The organism is Kitasatospora sp. NBC_00070 (assembly GCF_045041205.1).
Classification (GTDB): Bacteria; Actinomycetota; Actinomycetes; order Streptomycetales; family Streptomycetaceae; genus Kitasatospora.
Map to the genome: position 1 here is coordinate 2,928,266 of NZ_CP108247.1, position 17,730 is coordinate 2,945,995.

A 17,730-nucleotide genomic window follows, 5' to 3' on the forward strand; every position below is an offset into this window, starting at 1 on the left:
TTCAACCCCCAACTTCTCGAGGCGATCCCCCGTGGCCCAGCCGTCCGCCGCCGAAGCCCTGGTCACCCAGGCCGCAGCCCAGGTCGTCGCCGCCTTCCCCGACACCCTCGACCTGGCGCTCGACACCGCCGCCTCGATGCTGGCGGCCGCCGACTGGCCCCAGGTCAGCCGGGCGCTGCTGGCCGAGACCGAGCGCACCGTCACCCGCGCCTGGGCGATCGGCTGGCGGCCCGCCGACCTGGTCCGGCTGGTCCGGCGCGAGCTCGGCACCGTGCACCAGCCGCTGGCGGTCGACCTGATCGCCGCCGAGAACCGCAGGCACCCGGCGGCCACCCTGGATCGGCGCTGGCACGAGCAGCTGCGCGAGCTGGCCGTCGAGCTCTGGTGGTCCGGCGACGAGACCTACCTCACCGAGTTCGCCGCCCGGCACCGGCTGGACCGGTTCGCGCTGGCCACCGCAGTGCTGGAGCTGAACCGGCTCTGGGCGCAGCTCCCGCCGGTCACCCCGGTCGGCCCCACCCCCGGCCGGGCCACCGTGTACCGGTCGACCGGACCGCTGCCCGGCGAGCCCCGGATGCTGTCCCGGATCCGGGCGCTGCTCGCCAAGGCCGAGTCCACCGAGTTCCCCGAGGAGGCCGAGGCGCTCACCGCCAAGGCCCAGCAACTGGTGGCCCAGCACTCCATCGACGAGGCCCTGCTGACCGTCGGTCAGCCCTCCCGGGACACCCCCGGCGCCCTCCGGATCGGGGTGGACAACCCGTACGAGAGCCCGAAGGCGATGCTGCTCGACGCGGTGGCCACCGCGAACCGCTGCCGCACGGTCTGGGCCAAGGAGTTCGGCTTCTGCACCATCGTCGGCTTCGACTCCGACCTGGACGCGGTCGAGCTGCTCTACACCTCGCTGCTGGTCCAGGCGACCGCCACCATGCACCGGGCCGGCAGCCGGCACCACAAGGAGGGCGCGGCCAGGACCAAGTCGTTCCGGCAGTCCTTCCTGATCGCGTACGCCGCCCGGATCCGCGAGCGGCTGGCCACCGCCACCGAGGAGACCACCCGCGAAGCCGCGGCCGGCCGGCACCTCAACCCGGACGGCAGCAGCGAGCAGCTCGTCCCCGACGAGCGCCTGCTCCCGGCGCTGGCCGCCCGCGAACAGGCCGTCGACCACGCCCTCGGCGAGATGTTCCCCAAGCTCACCACCCAACGGGTCCGGATCAGCAACGCCCACGGCTGGCACGAGGGCCGCGCCGCCGCCGACCGCGCCGCCCTCCACCACGGCACCGACGCCATCGACCGCTGACGGGCATCCGCCAGGGCTCGGGGCTCTGCATGTTGTGCGGCTCCGCCGCGCGGGCGACGCCGACCTTTTGGCACGTGGTGCACCACCAGGGGCTCGGGGCTCTGCCAAGAGAGCGGTCGCGTACCTTCGGGCGATGACCATCTCCCGTATCGATCGTGTGCACGGTTCCCTGCTGGGCGGTGCCCTGGGCGACGCTCTCGGCTGGCCCGTCGAGTTCCGGCCGCTGGAGCGGATCCGCGACGACTTCGGCCCGGCCGGCGTGACCGGTCTGCGGGCTGCCGAACGGCCGGGCGACCGGGCCGGGGACATCACCGACGACACCCAGATGACGCTGTTCACCGTCGAGGGGCTGCTGGCCGGCGGTACCCCGAACGACCTGCACCGGTCGTACCGGCACTGGCTGCTGACCCAGCATCAGGAGGGCCCGGGACCGGCCCCCGCCTCACCCCTGCTGGCCCACGCGTTCCTGTACGCCCGCCGGGCGCCGGGCAATGCCTGCCTGAGCGGGCTGGCCGACCACCCGGAGTTCGTGCCGCCGGTGCCGACCGGGGCGGTCGGGCCGGTGAACGGGCACTCCAAGGGCTGCGGCACGGTGATGCGCTCGGCACCGTTCGGCCTGCTCGGCCAGGGGCCCGAGGACTCCTTCGAACAGGCCGCCCAGTGCGCCCAGCTGACCCACGGTCACCCCACCGGACAGCTCGCCGCAGGCGCGTTCGCGGCGCTGCTCGACCTGATCCTGACCGGCCTGCCGCTGCCGCAGGCCCTGGCGGCCACCGTCGAGTTGCTGGCTGACCACCCGAACGCGGGCGAGACCGTCGAGGCGCTGGACCGGGCGGTCCGGATCGCCGCCGAGGGCCCGCCGTCGGCCGAGGCGGTGGAGCGGGTCGGGCTGGGCTGGATCGCGGAGGAGTGCCTCGCCATCGCGGTGTACTGCGCGCTGGCCGCCCCCGACGCCCGTTCGGCGCTGCTGCTCTCGGTCAACCACTCCGGTGACAGCGACTCCACCGGTGCGGTCTGCGGCAACCTGGTCGGCGCGCTGTACGGCGCGGCGGCCCTGCCGGCCGACTGGCTGGCCGTGGTGGAGGGCCGGGAGCTGATCGTCCGGATGGCCGACGCGCTGCTGAAGCACACCGGGGCCCGGCACTAGAGCACCGACTGCACGTCCCCCGTGGTCAGGGTGTGGCTGCTGCGCGGGGTGGTGAGGTCGCCCGGGGGGATGCCGGGGTGGTGGCGGTCGGCCGCGCCCGCCGGGGGCGGGGCGGTCTCGCCGAGGGTGATGCGGGACAGGATGCGGTAGCGGTCGCCGCGGTAGAGCGAGTGGACGTACTCGACCGGGCGGCCGTCGTGGTCGGTGGTGAGGCGTTCGAAGTGCAGGGCGGGCGAGAAGGGCGGGACGCCGAGCAGTTGGGCCTCCTTCTCGCTGACCACGGTGGGTTCGATGGACTGGACGGCCTGGTGCACCCGGACGCCGTGGCGCTCGCGGAGCAGCTCGTAGAAATCGCCGCTCTCCATGTCACCCGGCGCCAACCCGGGCACCAACTCGGCCGGTACGTACAGGTATTCGATGGCCATCGGTTCGCCGTCGACCAGGCGCAGCCGGGCGATGTGGGCGATCTCGGCCGTCGGTGACAGGTGGAGCTTTCGGCCGACCCGGGCGCCGGCCCGGAGCACCGAGAACTCCAGCACCCGCCCGGCCCAGGAGCCACCGACCCGGGGAGCGGTGAAGGCGTGCTCCTCGGGGGCGGCGGTCAGCTCCTGGGTGATCTTCGCGGGGGCGACGAACATGCCCCGGCCGTGCTCGCGGACGATCAGACCGGTGCTGACCAGCTCGTCCACCGCCGACCTGAGGGTGGGCCGGGAGACCCCGAGTTGTTCACAGAGCGTGCGCTCGGAGGGGATGGGGTCGCCGGCCGAGCGGGCCTCCACCAAGTCCCGCAGGTAGTCCCGCACCCGGGTGCGCTTGAACGCCGGGCCCACCGTCTCCGCCATCTTGGCGCCCCCTCTGACCTGACCAGTATGCCGACTCTGACCACTTGAGCCTAGCCGTTCTTCGATCTTGACGCCATGGAGCCCCCCGCGTTCCGCCAGATCCCGGTCAGGGCAAGGGTATTGACGCCCCAACTGGTCCATGCCACCTTCTCTTACCACTGGCCCAACTGGTAAACCCCCACACCGAGGTGGCATCCCCGTGCGTTCCCGCCTGCTCCCCCTCTCACTCGCCGCCGTCACCCTGCTCACGGCGGCCGGCTGCTCCTCCTCCGCCGACTCCTCGACCGCCGCAGGACCGGCCGAACTGACCGTCTGGATCATGCGCGACAGCCTCACCGACGGCCTGCTCCAGCGCTTCGAGGCCGACTTCGAGGCCACCCACCCCGGCACCACCCTGAAGATCCAGATCCAGGAGTGGGACGGCATCGGCCAGAAGATCACCAGCGCCCTGGCCAGCAACGACGCCCCCGACGTGATCGAGGTCGGCAACACCCAGGTCGCCCAGTACGCGGCCGGCGGCGGCGTCCGCGACCTCTCCGCGAAGACCGCCGAGCTGAACGGCGCCGACTGGCTGCCCGGCCTGGCCGAGCCCGGCAAGGTGGACGGCAGGCAGTACGGCATCCCCTGGTACGCCGCGAACCGGGTGGTGATCTACCGCAAGGACCTGTTCGCCCAGGCCGGGATCAGCACCCCGCCGACGACCCGGGAGGAGTGGACGGCCGCCACCGCCAAGCTCAACTCCGGTGACACCGAAGGGATCTACCTGCCGGGGCAGAACTGGTTCGTACTCGCGGGCTTCCTCTGGGACGAGGGTGGCGACCTCGCGGTCAAGGGCTCCGACGGCCGGTGGCAGGGCGCCCTGGACACCCCGCAGGCCGCCGCCGCGACCGCGTTCTACCGGCAGCTCCAGGCGCTCGGCCACGGCCCGAAGGACTCCGACGAGGCCAAGCCGCTGCAGGCCGAGGTGTTCGCCAAGGGGAAGACCGCCCAGATCATCTCCTCCCCCGGCGGCGCCGCCGCGATCCTCAAGGCCAACCGGGACCTCAAGGACAAGCTGGGCTTCTTCCCGATCCCCGGCAAGACCGCCGCCAGGCCCGGCGCGGTCTTCACCGGCGGCTCCGACCTGGTGGTCCCCGAGGCGTCCGGACACGCCGACGCCGCGTACCAGGTGGTCAGGGAACTGGCCGGCGCCAAGTGGCAGACCGAGATCGCCAGGGAGATGAGCTACGTCCCCAACCGCACCTCGCTGGCCGGAGTGCTGAGCGGCAACGAGGGCGCGGCCGCGATGGCGGCCGGCGCGGTGAACGGCCACGCCACCCCCAACTCCCCCAACTGGGCGGCGGTGGAGGCCAACAACCCGGTCAAGCAGTTCCTCACCCAGGTGCTCACCGGAGCCGACCCCGCTGCCGGGCGGAAGGCCTCCGAGGCGATCACCAAGGCCCTGAACAGCGCCGGATGACCGCCGCCCGGGCCCGGCTCGGTGACCTCTGGCCCTACCTGCTGGTCGCCCCGACCCTGCTGGGCGCCGCCTATCTGCTGGTCTACCCCGTGCTGCGCAACCTGCTGATGTCCGTCCAGCACTTCCGGCTGGCCCAACTCATCAAGGGCAACGCGGAGTTCGTCGGCCTGCGGAACTACACCGAGCTGCTCGGCGACCCGGAGTTCTGGACCGTGGTCCGGCGCACGCTGCTCTGGACGGCGCTGAACACCGTGCTGATCACGGTGCTCGGCACCCTCGTCGCGCTGCTGCTGGTCCGGCTCGGCCGGTGGCTGCGGCTGGCGGTGCTGAGCGCCCTGGTGCTCACCTGGGCCACCCCGGTGATCGCGGCGACCACGGTCTTCCAGTGGCTGTTCCAGTCCCGGTTCGGAGTGGTCAACTGGCTGCTTGACCAGTTGGGGCTGCCCGGCTTCCGGGACTACGCCTGGTTCGCGCACGGCGGCCCGACCTTCGCCGTCCTGGTGACGCTGGTGGTCTGGCAGTCGGTCCCGTTCGCCGCGCTCACCCTGTACGGCGGCCTGACCACCGTCCCGGCCGAGCTGTACGAGTCGGCCCGGCTCGACGGCGCCGGGCGGTGGCAGACCTTCCGGCTGGTCACCTTCCCGCTGCTCCGGCCGCTGTTCACCCTGGTGGTCTCGCTGGAGGTGATCTGGACCTTCAAGTGCTTCGCCCAGATCTGGGTGGTCAGCCAGGGCGGCCCGAGCGGCGCCACCACCACCCTGCCGGTGTACGCCTTCCAGGTCGCCCAGTCGCTGCACAAGTACGACGTCGGCTCGGCCGCCTCCACCCTCACCGTGCTGATCCTGCTCGGTGCCCTGCTGTTCAACCTGCGCCGGATGTTCCGTCAGGAACGCGAGGAGGAGTCATGAGAATCCTGCGCCGGCTGCCGCTCGACCTCGCGGCGCTGACCGTCCTGGCGGTCGCGGTCTTCCCGGTCTACTGGATGGTGCTGACCGCCTTCAAGCCGAGCACCGAGATCCAGGCCGAGACCCCGACCTTCCTCCCGCTGCACCCGACCCTGGAACACTTCCGCGCCGCCGTCGGCTCGGCCGGCTTCGCCGGGTACTGGCGCAACAGCCTGCTGGTCACGGTCGGCGCCGTGCTGCTCGCCCTGCTGGTCGCGCTGCCCGCCGTGTTCGCGGTCGGCCGGCTGCGCTGGCGCGGCCGGAAGGCGTTCGTGCTGCTGGTGTTCACCGCGCAGATGGCGCCCTGGGAGGCGCTGCTGATCCCGATGTACGTGATCGCCCGGGACACCGGCCTGCTGGACAGCCTGACCATGCTCACCCTGGTCTACTTCATGACCACGCTGCCCTTCACCATCGTCACCCTGCGCGGCTTCCTGGCCACCGTGCCCGCCGAGCTGGAGGAGGCCGCCCAGGTGGACGGCTGCACCCGGCCGGCCGCGTTCCGCCGGGTCACCCTGCCGCTGCTGGCCCCCGGTCTGCTCGCCACCTCGCTGTTCGGCTTCATCACGGCGTGGAACGAGTTCGCCTTCGCCAACACGCTGATCATCAAGAACCAGGACGCCCGCACCCTGCCGGTCTGGCTCTCCTCCTTCGGCAACGTCTTCGGCACCGACTGGGGCGCCACCATGGCCGCCGCCTCGCTCTTCATGCTCCCCGTGCTGCTGGTCTTCCTGGTCCTGCAGAACAAGGTCACCACCGGCATGACCGCCGGTGCCGTCAAGGGCTGAGCCCACCAACAGAGCCCACCAACGGAGGACCGCTCGTGATCCTGCCAACCCCCGTCGAACTCACATACACTGCGGGCAAGTTCATCCTGGACCGGGACACCGCCGTGCACGCCCCGGGCGACGCCGGACCGGCCGGCGCGCTGCTCCGCACCCTGCTCGGCCCGGCCACCGGCCTGCCGCTGCCGCCCGCCGGGGACGGTGCGGTCCGCCTCGCGCTGACCGGCGGCACGGGCGAGGGCTACCGCCTGAGCGTCACCCCCGACGGCGTCCGGCTGACCGCCGACGGCCCGGCCGGGCTGCGGCACGGCGTCCAGACGCTCCGTCAGCTGCTGCCGCCCGAGGCGCTGTCCCCGGACCCCGCCCCCGGGGTGGTCTGGCGGCTGCCCTGCGTCGAGATCACCGACGCTCCCCGGCACGCCTGGCGCGGTGCACTGCTGGACGTGGCGCGGCACTTCCAGCCGCTGCCGTTCCTGCTCCGGACGGTCGACCTGCTCGCGCTGCACAAGCTGAACGTGCTGCACCTGCACCTGACCGACGACCAGGGCTGGCGGTTCCCGGTCGACGCGTACCCCCGGCTGGTCGAGGTCGGCTCCCGCCGGGCCCGGTCGATGGTCGGGCCGGCCGGGTCCACCCGCTACGACGACCGGCCGCACCAGGGCTCCTACACCAAGGGCGAGTTGGCGGAGCTGGTCCGGTACGCCGCGGTGCGCGGGGTGACCGTGCTGCCCGAGATCGGGATGCCCAGCCACACCCGGGCCGCGCTGGCCGCCTACCCCGAGCTGGGCAACCGCCCCGACCGGCAGCTGGAGGTCTGGACCGACTGGGGGGTCTGCGAGAACGTGCTCGGCGTGCACGACCGGGTGCTGGACTTCTGCCGCACCGTGCTCGGCGAGGTCGCCGACCTGTTCCCGTCCCGCTACCTGCACCTGGGCGGCGACGAGTGCCCGACCGACGAGTGGGAGCGCAGCCCGGCCGCCGTGGCCCGGGCCGCCGAACTCGGGCTGGCCGCGCCGAAGGAGCTGCACGGCTGGTTCCTCGGCCAGGTCGGCGGCTTCCTGCTGGAGCAGGGGCGGAAGCCGGTCTGCTGGGCCGAGGACAGCACCTCCAGCCTGCCGCCCGAGTTCACCGTGATGCCCTGGCGAGACGGTGACCACGGGCTGGCGGCGGCTCGCCGGGGGCACGACGTGGTGATGGCCCCGCACCGCTCCACCTACCTGGACTACCCCCAGCGCGACCACCCGGACGAGCCGCTCGGCCAGGCCGGTGTCGTGGTCGACCTGGCCACCGTGCACGCCAACGAGCCGACCCCGGCGCACTGGACGGACGCCGAGCGGAGCCGGGTGCTCGGCACCCAGGCCCAGTTCTGGACCGAGTTCGTCCGCACCCAGGACGAGTTCGACCACCTGGCCTTCCCCCGGCTGGCGGCCCTGGCCGACCGGGCCTGGAACCCGGCCTCGGACTACACCACCGACTTCCTCCCGGCCCTGCCCCGGCACGAGCGGCGCCTCGCGGCGTTCGGGGTCGGGGCCCGGAGGTGAGCAAGACCGGGCGCGCCCCGACACCGCGCCCGTACGCGCAGCAACTCCCCCACGAGGAAAGGACTCCGATGTCCGCACGACTGCGTACCAACACCCGGCTGCGGGCGGCCCTGGCCGTCTGCGCGGCCGCCGGGCTGGCCGGCTCCGTGCTGCTCACCCCGACCGCCTCGGCGGCCGGGGAGGCGGTCACCGCCCAGTACCGGACCAGTGCGAGCGGGGCCACCGCCGACCAGGTCGAGCCGTGGTTCCAGCTCACCAACACCGGCACCGGCACGGTGCCGCTCAGTCAGCTGACCCTGCGCTACTACTTCAAGTCCGACGGCCCCGCGGTGAACTACCGCTTCGCCTGCTCCTGGGCGGTGAAGGGCTGCGCCAACGTCACCGGCAGCTTCGGCACGCTCGCCAACCCGACCGCCACCGCCGACCGCTACCTGGAGGTCGGCTTCACCGCCGGGGCCGGTTCGCTCGCTCCCGGACAGTCCACCGGGGACCTCCAGCTCCGGTTCTACCGCGCGGACTGGCAGACCGTCACCCAGTCCGACGACTACTCCTTCAGCGGCGCTCAGACCTCGTACGTCACCTGGGACAAGGTGACCGTGCAGCGCTCCGGCGCGGTGATCTTCGGTACCGCGCCGGCGGGCAACACCCCCAGCCCGTCGCCTTCGCCGTCACCGTCCGGCAGCACCAGCACGCCGCCGAACCCGAACGCGCCGGTGCTCTTCGACGACTTCAACTACGGCACCAGCTCGGACAGTTCACTCCAGCAGCACGGCTGGACGGTGAAGTCGGGCCAGGGCGGCCCGGGGGTGCCCGGCGCGACCTGGTCACCGGCCGACATCACCTTCGCCGCCACCGGCGGCAACAGCATCATGAACATGCGGCTGACCACCGACGGCACCGCGGCCGGCACCAAGGAGACCGAACTCCAGACCACCGCGCGGAAGTTCAAGAACGGCACCTACGCGGCCCGGGTGAAGTTCGACGACGCCCCGACCGGCGGCCCGGACGGCGACCACGTCAACCAGACCTTCTTCACCTTCACCCCGCTCATCCAGCCGATGGACCCGGACTACAGCGAGCAGGACTTCGAGTACCTGCCGAACGGCGGCTGGGGCGAGACCGGCAACATCATGTACACCACGTCCTGGGAGACCTACAACCCCGACCCGTGGAACGCGGTGAACGCGCACGGCGAGCAGCGCCGCTCCTACGACGGCTGGCACGACCTGCTGCTGACCGTCGACAACTCCGCCATCACCTACTGGATCGACGGCGTGCAGTTCGCCACCCACGGCGAGCCGTACCTGCCCGAGACGCCGCAGTGGATCGACTTCAACCACTGGCTGATCGACCTCAACGGCCAGACCAGCAGCACCCCGCGCTCGTACGACGAGCAGGTCGACTACGTCTACTACGTGAAGGACCAGGTGCTCAGCCCGGCCCAGGTCACCGCCAACGTGGCGGCCCTGCGCTCGGCCGGGACCACCTTCAAGGACACCGTCTGACCCACGGTCACCCGGGGCCGCCGGGCCCCGGGTGACCGATCAGTCCCAGAGCGCGCCGAACTCCAGCAGTTCGTCCCGGTACTCGATACGCCGCACCCACTCGGCCGGCCAGGCCGCCGCACCGTGCCTGGCACCCGCGAAGGCGCCGGCCAGGCAGGCGATCGAGTCCGAGTCGCCGGAGGAGAACGCACCGCGCCGGACCGCCGCCAACGGGTCGTCCGGGAACAGCAGGAAGCAGAGCAGTGCGGTGCCGAACGCCTCCTCCGCCACCCAGCCCTCGCCGGTCACCGCACACGGGTCGCCCTCCGGCTCCGGCCGGGCCAACGCGGCGTCCAGCCGGTCGAGTTCGAGCAGACAGTCGTCCCAGCCCCGGTCGCTGAACGCCTTCGGCGACCGGTCCTGTGCATGGGCGGCGAGGTCGCCGAGCCAGTACTCGTCGTAGCCCCTGACCCTCGTCTGCAGGGCGTACTCCCGCAGCCGGGCGGGCAGTTCGGCCGGCTCGACGCCGTCCACCAGCAGCCGCACCGTGTACGCGGTGAGGTCGCTGGCCGCCAGCGCGGTCGGGTGGCCGTGGGTCAGCGCCGACTGGAGCTGCGCGGCCCCGGACCTGGCCCGGTCGGTCAGCCCGGGGAGCAGGCCGACCGGGGCCACCCGCATGTTGGCGCCGCAGCCCTTCGAGCCGACGTCGCTGGCCTGCTGCCAGCTGTTCGTGTCCTTGCTGAGCCGCCTGCAGGCCTGCATGCAGGTGCGGCCCGGCGCCCGGTTGTTCTCGGGGTCGAAGTACCAGAACACGAACTCCTCCCGGACCGGCCGGGTCAGCCGCAGCGGGGCCAGCGGGCCGCGCTCCTGAGCGGTCCGCAGACCCCGGGCCAGGGCCAGTGCCATCTGGGTGTCGTCCGTCACCAGCGCGGGCCTGGGCAGCTGCTGTTCGCGCCAGTCGGGGCACCACCGCTCCAGCTCGGCGATCGGCTTGAACTCGGTCGGCTTGCCCAGCGCGTCGCCGATCGCCAGACCCAGCAGTGTGCCCGTCGCCCGCTTCATGTCCCGCTCCCTCAGACCTCGACCACCAGCTCGGCCAGCCCCCGGATCACGTACCCGGGGCGCCAGTGCGGCTCGCGGACCAGCCGTAGCCCGGGCGCCCGCCGCAGCAGTGCCCCGTACGACTCGACGAGCTCCAGTCTGGCGAGCGGGGCGCCCAGACAGAAGTGAATTCCCGCGCCGAAGGTGATGTGCGGGTTGTCGGTCCGCCCGACGTCCAGCCGGTCGGGGTCGGTGAAGCGCTCCGGGTCGCGGTTGGCCGAGCCGAACAGCAGGGCCACCTCGGCGCCGCGCGGCACGGTCACCCCGCCGACCTCGATGTCGTCCAGCACCCAGCGCTCGAACATCTGCAGCGGGGTGTCGTAGCGCATCAGCTCCTCGACGGCGGTGGGCAGCAGCTCGTCCACCGAGCCGCGCAGCCGGGCGAGTTCGCCCTCGTTGCGGAACAGCGACCACCAGCCGTTGCCGGTGGTGTTCACGGTCGCCTCGTGGCCCGCGTTCAGCAGCAGCACGCAGGTGGAGACCATCTCCTGCTCGGTCAGCGCGTCGTCGCCGTCCGCCGCCCGGACCAGCCCGCTGATCAGGTCGCTGCCGGGCTCGGCCCGCCGCTGCCGGATCAACTCCCGCAGGTAGTCGGAGAACTCGACGCCGGCCGCCACCGCCCGCCGGGCCACCTCGGGCGCCGGGTCGAGCTCGAACATCGCGGTGATGTCGGCCGACCAGGGGCGCAGCAGCCCCCGGTCCGCCTCGGGCACCCCGAGCAGCTCGGCGATCACCGCGACCGGCAGCGGCTCGGCCACGGCGGTGACCAGGTCGCCGCCGCCGTCCCGGACCAGCCCGACCACCAGCTCCCCGGCCAGCCGGGCCACCGTGGGCCGCAGCTCCTCGACCGTCCTGGGCGTGAACGCCTTCGACACCAGCCGCCTGATCCGCCCGTGGTCCGCCCCCTCCAGGTCGAGCAGCCCCTGCTCGTTGAGGGTGTTGAACGGCTCGTACGCCGGGTCGGGCTCCGGCCGGCCGAACTCCCGGTGGCTGAACCGGTGGGTGTACGTGCGCCCCAGCCGACGGTCCCTCAGCAGCGCGCTGACGTCGGCGTACCGTGACACCAGCCACTGCCCGGTCGGCTCGTGGAAGCTGACCGGCGCCTCCTTCCGCAGCCGCTCGTAGGCTCCGTACGGATGCGCCACGAACTCCGGCGACCACGGGTCGTACTCGGTCATCGTCCACTCCCAGCTCGTCGGGAGCGCCATCGTACGCAGCCGGTCAACCCGCCAGCAGGCGGGCCACCAGGGCCGGCAGCGCGGTGCCGATCGGCTCGCGGACCAGCTCGTCGGCGAGCGGGTCGTACGGGGTCGGCTCGGCGTTCACGATGGTCAGCCGGGCGCCGTGCTCGACCGCGATCTCGACCAGCCCGGCCGCGGGGTGCACCTGGAGGCTGGTGCCGACCGCGATGAACCGGTCGCAGTTCTGGGCGATCGCGGCGGCCTGCTCGATCACCGCCGGCTCCAGGTTCTCGCCGAACATCACCGTGGCGGGCTTGAGGACGGCCCCGCAGTCCAGGCACGGCGGATCGGGTTCTCCGGCCTCGACCCGGGCCAGCGCCGCCGCCATCGGGCCCCGGCGGTGGCATCGCACGCACTCCACCCACTGGGCGGTGCCGTGCAGTTCGAGCACCTTGCGGGGCGACTGACCGGCCGCCTGGTGCAGCCCGTCCACGTTCTGGGTGAGCACCCGGACCGGGAACCCGGCCCGCTCCAGCTCGACCAGCGCGCGGTGCGCCGCGTTCGGCTCGGCGTTCAGCGCCCCCGCGTCCCGCCGCATCAGCCAGGCCCGCCGCCGCACCCCGGGGTCGGCCAGGTACGGGCCGATGGTGACCAGGTCCTGCGCGCTCGGGTCGCGCTGCCACAGGCCCTGCGGGCCCCGGTAGTCGGGAATCCCGGAGTCGGTGGACACCCCGGCCCCGGTCAGCACGGCGATCAGCGGTCGCTTGGCGTTCATACCGGCCGACGGTACGGGCCAGGGCCCCGGGCGAGCCACCGGAATTCCCGTACCGTGGGGCGGTGAGCAGCACCGAGGACCTGACCCGCTGGCTGACCGGCCGGACCGCCGGACAGCTGACCGTCCTGCTGGAGCGGCGGCAGCTGCCGTACGCGGGCGTCCCCGGGCTGGCCGAGCCGGCCCGGCTGGCCGCCTTCCTGCTCGGCAACCCGTCCGTCCGGCTCGCGCTGACCACGCTGAACCTGGCCGAGCTCCAGGTGCTCTCCGCCGTCGCCGTGCTGGCCGAGCGCCGGTACGGGCCGGCCCCGGCGCCTGCGGTGAGCGCCCCCGCCGGCTTCGCCGGACGCCGGATCGGCGCCGCCACCGTGCCGGCCCTCGACCCCGCGTCCCGCCCGGTCCCCCGCGCCGAGCTGCTGGAGCTGCTCGGTAGCCGGGCCGCTCCGCTGCTGGCCGGGCTGGCCGACCGCGCCCTGCTGCTGCCCCCGCACGGCGAGCAACTGGCCGTCCCCGCCGCGCTGCACCAGCAACCCCCGTACCGTTCCCTCGACTTCACGCCGGAGCCGCCCCCGCTGCCGGCCGTCCCGCTGCCCGCGCACGCGGCCGGGGCGGCCCAGGCCGCCGTCACCGAGGCCGCCGCCCGGGTGGAGCTGCTGCTGCGGGCCACCGCCGCGGGGCCCCCGGCGCTCCGCCGGACCGGCGGCCCCGCCGTCCGGGAGGTCCGGGGGCTCGCCAAGGCGGCCGGGCTCAGCGAGCCGCACGCGGCGCTCTGGCTGGACCTGGCCGCCAACGCGGGCCTGCTGGCCCCGTCCCCCGCGCCGCTCCGGCTGCTGCCCACCGCCCGGTACGACCACTGGGCGGCCGGGACACCTGCCGAACGCCTGGCGCCGCTGCTCGCCGCCTGGGCGGTCACCCCGCTGGTGTTCGGCACCGCCCCCGCCGTGCTCGGCACCCCCAACGACCCGACGGCCGTACCGCTGCGGCACGCCCTGCTGCTCGCGCTGGACCAACTCCCGCCCGGCCACGGCGGGGTGGACCCGGCGGAGCTGCTCGACGCGGCGGCCTGGCACCGCCCGCTCGGCCCCGCGCCCGACCCGGCCGCCGCCGCTGCCACCCTCGCCGAGGCCGAACTGCTCGGGGTGCTCGCGCACGGTGCGCCCACCCCCGTGGGACGCGCCGTGCGCGAGCTGCTCGACACCGGCGCGGCGCACTGCTTCCCCGCCGTCCCGCCGGTCCGTCATCTGTGCGACGTGCTCGACGAGTTGATGCCTCCCCAGGTCGACCACGCCCGGTTCCAGGCTGACCTGACCGCCGTGGTCACCGGCCCGCCCACCGCCGCCCTGGCCCGGCTGCTCGACCTGACCGCCGACCGGGAGTCAGACGGCCAGGCCACCGTCTGGCGGTTCTCCCCCGCCGCCGTCCGTCGCGCCCTGGACACCGGGCTGGACGCCGACGAGCTGCTGGGGCGGCTCCGCGACCGGGGCGAGCTGCCGCAGCCGCTGGAGTACCTGGTCAAGGACACCGCCCGCACCCACGGCCGGCTCACCGTGGCCCCGGTCGGCTGCGTACTCCGCTCCGAGGACGAGGCCCTGGTGCTCGAACTCACCCGGGCCCGGGCCCTGTCCGGCCTCGGCCTGCACCGGATCGCGCCGACCGTCCTGACCTCGACGGCCGACGCCGGGACCACCCTGACCGCGCTGCGGCAGGCCGGCTACGCCCCCTCGGCGGAGGCGGTCGCCGTCACCGTCGAACGGGCCCCCACCCCGCCGGACCGGGCCCCGGCCGACGACGCCGCCGCGCTCGCGGTGGCCCTGCTCGGAGCCGGTACCAGCACCGGGAATTGACGGCTGATCAGGCCGCCACCGGCCGCATCGGCGGGCCCGCCGGGACGGTGAGCGGCCGAAGCCCCAGGGCGAAGAGCAGCGCGCCGGGCGTCATCAGGTCCAGGTTCGCCGCCATCAGCACGGTGGCGGCCAGCACCAGCAGCGGGCTCCACAGCGGGACCTGCCGGAAGGCCGCGCCCAGCAGCACCAGCAGGCCGAGGTAGAACAGCGTCGGCAGCACCGTGTAGAACACCGGCAGCACCCCGGGCACGTCCTGGATCTCGCCGAACAGCCGGTGCTGGTCGGCCTTGTCCACCGCGACCACGCCCACCCAGAGGTCGATCAGGGTCTGGCCGACCGAGGCCGCGAGGCCGGTGCCCGCCACCACCAGCGCGACCGTGCCCAGCAGCCGCGCGGCCACCCGGCGGCGCAGCTCCAGCAGCACCGGGACGAACAGCAGCAACCCGGCCAGCAGGGCGGCGTGCCCGAGCAGCCAGCCCGCCTCGGGCTCCTTGCTGCCGGGCAGCAGCCGGATCGCGCCGTACAGGCCGATCAGCAGCGGGGCGGTCAGTGCGGGGTGGTGGTTCTTCATCGCAAGTCCCTTTCGGAGCAGCTCGGTTCGACACCCGAATCCTGCTCCGGACGCCCACGCCCCCGGATCGCCCGTACCGGCGAAAAGGTCCCCTCCCCCGTGCGGGGGAAGGGACCTCTCGGGGTCGGCCACCTAGGGGGCGGCCGGCCGCGAGCCGCTCAGTCCTCGCCCGCGACCACCGCGCCGGACTCGTACGCGAACACCACCGCGTGCACCCGGTCCCGGAGGTGCAGTTTGGCCAGCACGTTGGAGACGTGCGTCTTCACGGTGTGCTCGCTGACCACCAGTTCGGCCGCGATCTCCGCGTTGGAGTGGCCCCTGGCCAGCAGCCGCAGGGTCTCCGTCTCCCGTCCGGTGAGCTGCTCCAGCAGCCGGGACGGCGCCCGGACCGCCTGCGGGCCGGTGCCCTTGCGGGCGGCGAACTCGGCGATCAGCCGGCGGGTCACCGAGGGCGCGAGCAGCGCCTCCCCGGAGGCCACCATCCGTACCCCGTGGGCGAGGTCGTCCCGGCGGACGTCCTTGAGCAGGAAGCCGCTCGCGCCCGCGTACAGCGCGTCGTAGACGTAGTCGTCCACGTCGAAGGTGGTCAGCATGATCACCTTGGTGCCCGGGTGGTCGGCACAGACCAGGCGGGCCGCCTCCAGGCCGTCCATCACGGGCATCCGAACGTCCAGCAGCAGGACGTCCGGGGCGTGCGCCCGGACCGCCTCGACCGCCTCGGCGCCGTTCGCCGCCTCGGCCACCACCTCGATGTCCGGCTGCGCGTCCAGGATCATCCCGAACCCGGCCCGGACCAGCTCCTGGTCGTCCGCGACCACCACTCGAATCGTCATGCGCTCCCTCTCAACTCCCCAACGGCAGACTGGCCGTGACCACGAACCCGCGACCGCCGGGGCCCGGCCCCGCCACCGCCCGGCCACCGCAGGCGGCGGCCCGCTCCCGGATGCCGACCAGCCCCCGGCCGCCCGACCAGGCGCCGGCCACCGCGACCGGCACCCCCGCGCCGTTGTCCTCCACCACCACCTCCAGCTGCTCGCGCACCCTGGCCACCCGCACCGTGACCCGGTCCGCGCCGGAGTGCTTCACCGTGTTGGTGAGCGCCTCCTGGACGATCCGGTACGCGGCCGCCTGGACGTCCGCCGGGCCCAGCTCCTGCACCGTCAGCTCCACCCGCAGCCCGCTCTCCCTGACCCGCTCGACCACCGCGGGCAGCTCGGCCAGGGTCGGCTGCGGGGCCAGCTCAGGGCCAGCCCCCTGCTCCTTCAACACGCCCAGCACCCGGCGCAGTTGAACCATCGCGTCGCGACCGGAGTCGGCGATGGTGTCGAAGGTGCGGATCGCCCGGTCCGGGTCGCTGCGGACCACCACCGGACCCGCCTCGGCCTGGATCACCATCAGGGAGACCGCGTGCGCCAGGATGTCGTGCATCTCCCGGGCGATCCGGGCCCGCTCCTCCGCCACCGCGCGGGCCGCGTCGGCCGCCGCCCGGTGGCCCACCTCGGTCGCCCGGCTCGCCTCGGCCCGGGCCAGCCTGCGCAACTCCCGTACCAGCGAGCCGAAGACGAACGGCACGACCGAGCTGAGCAGGCTGAACAGCATCCCGTTCACCGAGTGGGTGCCCAGCACGTTGCCGACGATCAGCGAGACCAAGGTCACCCAGCGCTGCCACTCCCGGCCGAAGTCCGCCACGGTGTAGATCGCCACCACCATGCCCAGCGGCAGTTGCGGCATCGCCGAGTGCGCCCACAGTCCGGTCGCCGCCGAGGCCAGCCCACTCAGGCAGAACACCCGGAACGGCGCCTTCCGCCGCCACGGCAGCGGCAGTGCGGTGGCAACCGCCAGCGCGTACACCCACCAGGGCCAGTCCGGGTCGTCGTGCCACACCGACCAGAGCGAGACCGCCAGCGCGCCCAGCGCCAACAACACGTCCAGCAGGTACGGGTTCACCCCGGCGAACCGCGCCTGCACCCGCTCCCCCAGGCCGGCCGCCCGGGCCTGCCACCGCGACATCCGCTCCACCTCGGCCCCACCCCCGTGAAGTCGATCATGCCGCACCGGGCTCCGATCAGCCACCACTGACCGTGACGTCACCGGTCGCCGCCCGGGCCACGATCTTCCGCTCCGACAAGGTCCGGACCGGCACCCGGACGTCCACGCTGCCGGTCCCGGCGGCCGCCTCCACCGCGTACTCCTCGCCCTTCGGCACCGTCACCCGCACACTGCCCGTCCCCGCCTTCACCCGGACGTCGGAGGGCGCCACCGCGAAGCCCACCCGCACGTCACCCGTCCCGGCAGTCAGCTGCACCTTCGCCCCGCCCAGCCCCTCGGCGGCGATCCCGCCGGTTCCGGCGGACGCCTCCACCTCACCGGTCAGCCCGACCAGCCGCACGCTCCCGGTCCCCGCCTTGACCTTCACCACCGTCCCGGCCGGCACCCGCACCCGGTAGCTCACCCCGCAGCCGTCCTCCGGGCAGCGGTACGACAGCGTCAGCGTCCCGTCCGCCACCCGGTGCTCGGCCTCCGGCGCCGTCCCCCGGTACGACTGACGCTCCGTCACCCGCACCTCCGCGCCCTCGCCGACCACCTCGACGTCGCCGGTCCCCCCGTCCACCACCAGCACCCGGACCGCCTCGGTCACGCCGTACGCGACCTCCCGCTCCTGCTGCGCCGCACACCCGGTGGCTCCCGCCAGCACGGCCACCGCGACCCCGAACCCGACCAGTACCCGCTTCACGACGAACTCCCTCGCTGCCACCTGCCGA

General features: G+C 73.6%; 16 protein-coding genes. 8 read left to right on the plus strand and 8 right to left on the minus strand.

Annotated features, from left to right (window positions below; translation table 11 throughout):
- Positions 1–31: 31 nt before the first annotated feature.
- On the plus strand, positions 32–1,297 hold the full coding sequence (locus OHV05_RS13420; RefSeq protein WP_405017849.1) for a DUF2786 domain-containing protein: 1,266 nt from the start codon (positions 32–34) through the stop codon (positions 1,295–1,297).
- Between the two features lie 133 nt (positions 1,298–1,430).
- On the plus strand, positions 1,431–2,444 hold the full coding sequence (locus OHV05_RS13425; RefSeq protein WP_405017850.1) for an ADP-ribosylglycohydrolase family protein: 1,014 nt from the start codon (positions 1,431–1,433) through the stop codon (positions 2,442–2,444).
- Here the strand turns inward: OHV05_RS13425 and OHV05_RS13430 are convergent.
- Positions 2,441–3,286, minus strand: coding sequence for a GntR family transcriptional regulator (locus OHV05_RS13430; RefSeq protein WP_405017851.1), 846 nt, complete (start codon positions 3,284–3,286; stop codon positions 2,441–2,443). The genes OHV05_RS13425 and OHV05_RS13430 overlap by 4 nt on opposite strands.
- 199 nt (positions 3,287–3,485) lie before the next feature.
- Between OHV05_RS13430 and OHV05_RS13435 the strand changes: the two genes are divergently transcribed.
- The 5 genes from OHV05_RS13435 (at position 3,486) to OHV05_RS13455 (ending at position 9,520) form a co-directional block, all read left to right on the plus strand.
- Positions 3,486–4,745, plus strand: coding sequence for an extracellular solute-binding protein (locus OHV05_RS13435; protein ID WP_405017852.1), 1,260 nt, complete (start codon positions 3,486–3,488; stop codon positions 4,743–4,745).
- Positions 4,742–5,653, plus strand: a complete 912-nt coding sequence (locus OHV05_RS13440; RefSeq protein ID WP_405017853.1) for a carbohydrate ABC transporter permease — start codon at positions 4,742–4,744, stop codon at positions 5,651–5,653. Before OHV05_RS13435 ends, OHV05_RS13440 begins: the two co-directional genes overlap by 4 nt.
- Positions 5,650–6,477 carry a carbohydrate ABC transporter permease gene (locus tag OHV05_RS13445; RefSeq protein WP_405017854.1) on the plus strand — a complete coding sequence of 276 codons (828 nt, stop codon included), beginning with the start codon at positions 5,650–5,652 and terminating at the stop codon, positions 6,475–6,477. Before OHV05_RS13440 ends, OHV05_RS13445 begins: the two co-directional genes overlap by 4 nt.
- Before the next feature lie 35 nt (positions 6,478–6,512).
- Positions 6,513–8,015 (plus strand): beta-N-acetylhexosaminidase, encoded by a 1,503-nt coding sequence (locus OHV05_RS13450; protein ID WP_405017855.1) that lies wholly within the window; start codon positions 6,513–6,515, stop codon positions 8,013–8,015.
- Between the two features lie 68 nt (positions 8,016–8,083).
- On the plus strand, positions 8,084–9,520 hold the full coding sequence (locus OHV05_RS13455) for a cellulose binding domain-containing protein (protein WP_405017856.1): 1,437 nt from the start codon (positions 8,084–8,086) through the stop codon (positions 9,518–9,520).
- Between the two features lie 39 nt (positions 9,521–9,559).
- Here the strand turns inward: OHV05_RS13455 and OHV05_RS13460 are convergent, their stop codons facing one another.
- From OHV05_RS13460 to OHV05_RS13470, 3 genes are read right to left on the minus strand one after another with little or no spacing between them, the layout of a single operon-like run.
- The gene (locus OHV05_RS13460; RefSeq protein WP_405017857.1) at positions 9,560–10,561 is read right to left on the minus strand and encodes an ADP-ribosylglycohydrolase family protein; all 1,002 of its coding nucleotides are present in this window, start codon (positions 10,559–10,561) and stop codon (positions 9,560–9,562) included.
- An 11-nt stretch (positions 10,562–10,572) separates the two neighbouring features.
- The gene (locus tag OHV05_RS13465; RefSeq protein ID WP_405017858.1) at positions 10,573–11,778 is read right to left on the minus strand and encodes a cytochrome P450; all 1,206 of its coding nucleotides are present in this window, start codon (positions 11,776–11,778) and stop codon (positions 10,573–10,575) included.
- Positions 11,779–11,821: 43 nt separating this feature from the next.
- Entirely contained in the window at positions 11,822–12,556 is a 735-nt protein-coding gene (locus tag OHV05_RS13470) for an SIR2 family NAD-dependent protein deacylase (protein WP_405017859.1), read from the minus strand.
- A gap of 62 nt (positions 12,557–12,618) precedes the next feature.
- On the opposite strand from OHV05_RS13470, the gene OHV05_RS13475 reads away from it, so the two are divergent.
- Positions 12,619–14,397 carry a helicase-associated domain-containing protein gene (locus tag OHV05_RS13475; protein ID WP_405017860.1) on the plus strand — a complete coding sequence of 593 codons (1,779 nt, stop codon included), beginning with the start codon at positions 12,619–12,621 and terminating at the stop codon, positions 14,395–14,397.
- 7 nt (positions 14,398–14,404) lie between these two features.
- On the opposite strand, the gene OHV05_RS13480 is transcribed toward OHV05_RS13475, so the two are convergent.
- The 4 genes from OHV05_RS13480 to OHV05_RS13495 form a co-directional block, all read right to left on the minus strand.
- The gene (locus tag OHV05_RS13480) at positions 14,405–14,968 is read right to left on the minus strand and encodes a hypothetical protein (protein WP_405017861.1); all 564 of its coding nucleotides are present in this window, start codon (positions 14,966–14,968) and stop codon (positions 14,405–14,407) included.
- Positions 14,969–15,126: 158 nt separating this feature from the next.
- Positions 15,127–15,801: a response regulator gene (locus tag OHV05_RS13485; RefSeq protein WP_405017862.1), complete on the minus strand. Its 675-nt coding sequence runs from the start codon at positions 15,799–15,801 to the stop codon at positions 15,127–15,129.
- Positions 15,802–15,811: 10 nt separating this feature from the next.
- Complete coding sequence (locus tag OHV05_RS13490; protein WP_405017863.1) at positions 15,812–16,978, minus strand: sensor histidine kinase; 1,167 nt, start codon at positions 16,976–16,978, stop codon at positions 15,812–15,814.
- Between the two features lie 55 nt (positions 16,979–17,033).
- Positions 17,034–17,702: a DUF4097 family beta strand repeat-containing protein gene (locus tag OHV05_RS13495; RefSeq protein ID WP_405017864.1), complete on the minus strand. Its 669-nt coding sequence runs from the start codon at positions 17,700–17,702 to the stop codon at positions 17,034–17,036.
- Positions 17,703–17,730 lie beyond the last annotated feature (28 nt).

What these genes read in the sequence shown, in the direction of transcription:
- OHV05_RS13445 (WP_405017854.1), top strand. Translation starts at nt 5,650, where the DNA reads ATGAGAATCCTGCGCCGGCTGCCGCTCGACCTCGCGGCGCTGACCGTC.
- OHV05_RS13490 (WP_405017863.1), bottom strand. Translation starts at nt 16,978, where the DNA reads ATGTCGCGGTGGCAGGCCCGGGCGGCCGGCCTGGGGGAGCGGGTGCAG.
- OHV05_RS13485 (WP_405017862.1), bottom strand. Translation starts at nt 15,801, where the DNA reads ATGACGATTCGAGTGGTGGTCGCGGACGACCAGGAGCTGGTCCGGGCC.
- OHV05_RS13430 (WP_405017851.1), bottom strand. Translation starts at nt 3,286, where the DNA reads ATGGCGGAGACGGTGGGCCCGGCGTTCAAGCGCACCCGGGTGCGGGAC.
- OHV05_RS13470 (WP_405017859.1), bottom strand. Translation starts at nt 12,556, where the DNA reads ATGAACGCCAAGCGACCGCTGATCGCCGTGCTGACCGGGGCCGGGGTG.
- OHV05_RS13480 (WP_405017861.1), bottom strand. Translation starts at nt 14,968, where the DNA reads ATGAAGAACCACCACCCCGCACTGACCGCCCCGCTGCTGATCGGCCTG.
- OHV05_RS13440 (WP_405017853.1), top strand. Translation starts at nt 4,742, where the DNA reads ATGACCGCCGCCCGGGCCCGGCTCGGTGACCTCTGGCCCTACCTGCTG.
- OHV05_RS13455 (WP_405017856.1), top strand. Translation starts at nt 8,084, where the DNA reads ATGTCCGCACGACTGCGTACCAACACCCGGCTGCGGGCGGCCCTGGCC.
- OHV05_RS13465 (WP_405017858.1), bottom strand. Translation starts at nt 11,778, where the DNA reads ATGACCGAGTACGACCCGTGGTCGCCGGAGTTCGTGGCGCATCCGTAC.
- OHV05_RS13460 (WP_405017857.1), bottom strand. Translation starts at nt 10,561, where the DNA reads ATGAAGCGGGCGACGGGCACACTGCTGGGTCTGGCGATCGGCGACGCG.
- OHV05_RS13425 (WP_405017850.1), top strand. Translation starts at nt 1,431, where the DNA reads ATGACCATCTCCCGTATCGATCGTGTGCACGGTTCCCTGCTGGGCGGT.